Origin of the sequence: Enterobacter sp. GER_MD16_1505_Eko_090 (genome assembly GCF_003331015.1) — a bacterium.
Taxonomy (GTDB): Bacteria; Pseudomonadota; Gammaproteobacteria; order Enterobacterales; family Enterobacteriaceae; genus Enterobacter; species Enterobacter roggenkampii.
In genome coordinates, this window is sequence record NZ_PUQF01000047.1 from 1 (window position 1) to 4,169 (window position 4,169).

2 protein-coding genes and 1 pseudogene are annotated in these 4,169 nt (G+C 46.9%); 2 read left to right on the forward strand and 1 reads right to left on the reverse strand.

All coding sequences use genetic code 11. The annotated features are described in order from the left end of the window. Window positions 1-299 (reverse strand): annotated as a pseudogene (locus C6A40_RS24520) (transposase); the annotation flags it as partial. 244 nt (window positions 300-543) lie between these two features. On the opposite strand from C6A40_RS24520, the gene C6A40_RS24525 reads away from it, so the two are divergent. Together C6A40_RS24525 and C6A40_RS24530 are read left to right on the forward strand one after the other, a co-directional pair. Next, a complete protein-coding gene (locus C6A40_RS24525; protein WP_008321087.1) occupies window positions 544-2,004 on the forward strand; it encodes a DUF262 domain-containing protein in 1,461 nt (486 codons plus the stop codon). Then, window positions 2,005-4,026 carry a DUF262 domain-containing protein gene (locus C6A40_RS24530; protein ID WP_001548946.1) on the forward strand — a complete coding sequence of 674 codons (2,022 nt, stop codon included), beginning with the start codon at window positions 2,005-2,007 and terminating at the stop codon, window positions 4,024-4,026. Window positions 4,027-4,169 lie beyond the last annotated feature (143 nt).

The following is a 4,169-nucleotide window of genomic DNA, read 5'->3' on the forward strand; positions in this document are numbered from 1 at the left end:
GATAAAGCGGTACTTCAGTCGGGCTCCCTTGCAAAGTACCGCGCGGCCTTTTTCAGGATATCCCGTTCTTCTTCGGTGCGTTTTAGCTGCGCCCGGAGTTTCAGGATCTCGCTTTTAGCTTCCAGTAAATCCCGTGCATGCTGCTCGCTGTTATCAGGTTTGATAGCCCGTAGCCACTTGTAGAGGCTGTGTGCAGAGACGCCCAGACGGTCAGATACTTCAGCGACGGAATAACCGCGTTCCGTTATCTGACGGACGGCTTCTTCCTTAAATTCAGGTGTAAATCGTGGTATGCCCATACGCTCCTCCTATGCTCAAACTATAGGGCAGGATTGTCTACCGGGGCGGGGTCAGTCCACACAACGGCTCGGAAGTGTCTAGATTATCCGTGGCGATTCAACGATGGGTATGTAACAATGCTTCATAGGGAGCGGACATGAGGACATCAAAAAAAGAGCTGCTGGAAATTTCTTCCTATTTATCAAGATATGGTAAAGAAAAACCGCTAAGTGACTTTACCCAGCAGCCATTGGAGCCACAATCATGACGATTAAGCAGCCCGTCGAGGTCTGCATGATGGATTTTGCCACTTTGTGCGACAATGGAGCAACTTTACAGCTCGACCACTACCAACGACCCTATGTTTGGGATAGACACAAGGTCAATCAGTTGCTAGAGGATTTGGACGAGTTCAGGCACAGCGGCAATGGGCAGAAAGTCTATTATCTAGGTACCCTATTGCTGCATCGGAATGACGAAAAAAAAGCCCGCTATGTGATCGATGGCCAACAGCGCCTCAGTACCCTAGCAGTGCTGTATCATACTTTGCACAATGAATTACCCAAAGGGTTAGAATTTCATTACCGCTCTCCCATCTCAGCTCGTAATTTGCGAGTAGCACGCAAGCTAATGAGCGAACATCGTGAATCAGCTCTAGAGCCATCCATCGTTGAGCAATTGTGTTTTACGGTGATCACAGTTGAGCGCGAAGATCTCGCTTTTACCTTTTTTGATACTCAGAATTTTCGCGGAGTACCACTTAAAGCGACTGATTTGCTCAAAGCTTATCACCTGCGGGCTGTGAACGGGCCCAACGTACGGCATGTAGAGTCATTGCAGCAAATCTGTGCCCGACGTTGGGAGCATGTTCAAATGGCAGGCCCTAGGCGGCAGGATTGTGAACAGCAAGATTTTGCACCCGAGCTGTTTCAGTTCTATTTGTGGCGTGCCCGCAATTGGCGGGGTAATAAGAAAATGGAGCGTGAAGATCACGATAGTCTGCTGGAAGCCTTTCAACAACAGAGTGTTGGTGGTGGTGAGATTGATGAGATCCCGCTCTACCCGGGTTATCACAATCAATTTGCCAATTCCCTTAAATTGCAAAGTAGCGATGACTATCGCTTGGCATTGAACCCTTTACAAATTAGTGGAAGTGCGGCCAATTTACCATTTACCTTGCGCCAGCCTATTCATAAAGGCATCTGTTTTTTCCTTTACGCTCAAAAATATGCCTCTTTACTTGATGCACTTTTATACCAAGAGAATACCTGCCATGAATTAGAGGCATTCCGAGAGTTTTATCGGCGTGTGGTACGTGCTAATGCCTATTACTTGCAGGAGCTCTTTAACTTGGCCCTTCTGATGTATGTCGACCGTTTTGGTTATCAACATCTATTAACCTTTGCAGTGGGTTTGGAACTGGTGTTGGGGGGATTACGGTTGGAGAAAAGTTATATCTTTAAAGAATCACCACTCAAGTACTTACGTGACGCTCCTTACAATCTGCTTGATGAGATATGTGGAGCCTATCGCCCACAAGAGGTGATGGCATTCTTGCGTTCTGAAATCGAACGTAGTAAGGGATACGGGAATGCTGTCTCCATCGTCCTCTCTAAGGGCGTTCAGGGGCGTTACCTTAATGCGTTGCTGAATTATTTCAATCTTGATGATATCCCTGAGGGTGACAGTTGGGTACTTAAAGGTTGGCTAGGGATGGAAAAGTAGATGCAATATGAATCAAAATTAATGTCACTTGCTCAACTCATTGATGAAAAACGACTTTTCAATATTCCTATCTATCAACGCCTCTATGTATGGGGTAGTGACCAGATCAAAGTATTACTTGATGATCTAGTCTCCGCCTGTAATGCCGACAAGGATGTATTTTACTTGGGTAGTACGCTGGTGATTGAGCAAGGAAGGACAGAATCTGGGCACCCCTTGTTGGATCTGATTGATGGTCAGCAACGTTTTACCACCTTGTGGTTGCTTAGCGTAGTAATCGAGCGGCTGCTCTCATCATCGAAAAACAGTGAGCGAAACCAAAATCCCCTTTCCTGTTTTCTCTATGCCCAGTTGGGAAATAGTCGTGAGCCGCGGATTCGGTTTGCCATTCGCCCTGAGGTAAGCCGTTTTTTTGCAGCCTTACTTGATGGCCGAGCTGCATCTGATGAGCAAAAGGCCGCTGCGTTGAGTTATGCGATGCAGGTCATGGAGGGTTACTTCACCCATAGAACGGATGACACCCACCGGATTGATCTTGTCAAATTGGGTACGTTCATCCGTGATCGGGTTCAACTGGTATTGACCCTGGTACCGGCCAACACGGACCTTAACAAGTTGTTTGAGGTCATCAACAATCGCGGTGTGCAGCTGCAGCACCATGAAATTTTGAAAGCTCGCTTGCTGGCGTTACTGCCAGATAGCGCTGAGCGCGAAGCCTATGGCCAGATGTGGGATGCCTGCTCATTTATGGGGGCCTATGTCGAAAAGAACCTACGTACCGTTAAAGGAATAAAGCTGATCCCGCTTTATAATGTCGAGGATGCTAAACGAGACCGGGAGATGCTCTCTGATCCCTTGGTTATACGTGACGTACTGCTGGAATTAGGTACACAACAAGACCTCAGACACCACTCATTAGACGATATCCTCAATGATGAGACACTCCTGACGGAGCCATCTAACAATGCTTCTGAAAATAACGAGGCCTATGAAGCCGATGATGTACGCAGTATTATCGGCTTTTCCATGCTCTTACAGCATGTTTTACGCCTTTTTCTGTTACATCAGCAACGCGATGATATCAGCAAAATCCTAGACAAAGAGCTGTTACAGATCTTCCAGACTCATTGGCTGGCGGGGCTAGCCCAGTGTGAGAAATCAGAACAAGCCAATCAGATACGTCGCTTTATTGAGTTGTTGTGGCGTTGCCGCTATCTGTTTGACAAACATATCATCAAATGGATTAGCGATGATGCTAATGAAGAAAGTCATGGTATTCGTCGCCTCCGAGTGAATGAAAATCGGAACGGTTACCAAAGCCTTATTCGCGCTAGCCGTGATGCCGATAGCGGGTTTGCTATGTTACAAAGCATGCTCTATCACTCACAGCAATTGACCACCCATTACTGGCTAACTCCCCTGCTTAGTTACCTACTAAACCATGGCGGTGAAGGTGCCCACCGATACCTGCAATATCTGGACAATCACTTGCTTTGCAGTGGCAGTGAACAGCCGCTGATCGAACGAACCCGTGCGTTTGTGTTAAATCCATGGTGCGATAGCTATCCGATCCGCGATATGCAGGCAGTGCTGAGAGCTGATGAGGGAACCGAATTTTCTCACTACTGGTTTTACAAGCTGGAATATATTCTTTGGGAGCATTACCGCTTTCAAAAAGGGAGTGCCTGGCAGGCATTCCGAATGACGGCCAGAAATTCAGTGGAGCATGTTTCCCCACAGCAGCCTGAGCATTTTGATTCCAACCGAGTGAGCTCTGAAATACTGGACTGTTTTGGTAATTTAGGGCTAGTTTCACGCAGTATCAACTCAGAGTACGGCAACAAACCCTATGTTGAAAAACGGGCTCGTTTCATTGAGCGTAACCAGAGCAGGGTGGACTCACTCAAGTTGGCACTTATTTATGAAAATGAGCAGTGGAATGACGTGCTAGCATTGGCTCATCAGCAACAAATGCTTGAGGAATATAACGCATATTTTTCTGAGGTGGAGCTCGGGAAATAGCCTTCAGTAGAAATCCAATAAGTACGTTCCGCACAATTATAAACCTCGTTGATGGGTACTACATCAGTAAGCGTCGTCTGAGTACCGTCTGGTCCCGAATCCAGGATCCTGTAACTTAAGCACCCACTTATTTTGCAGGTGGA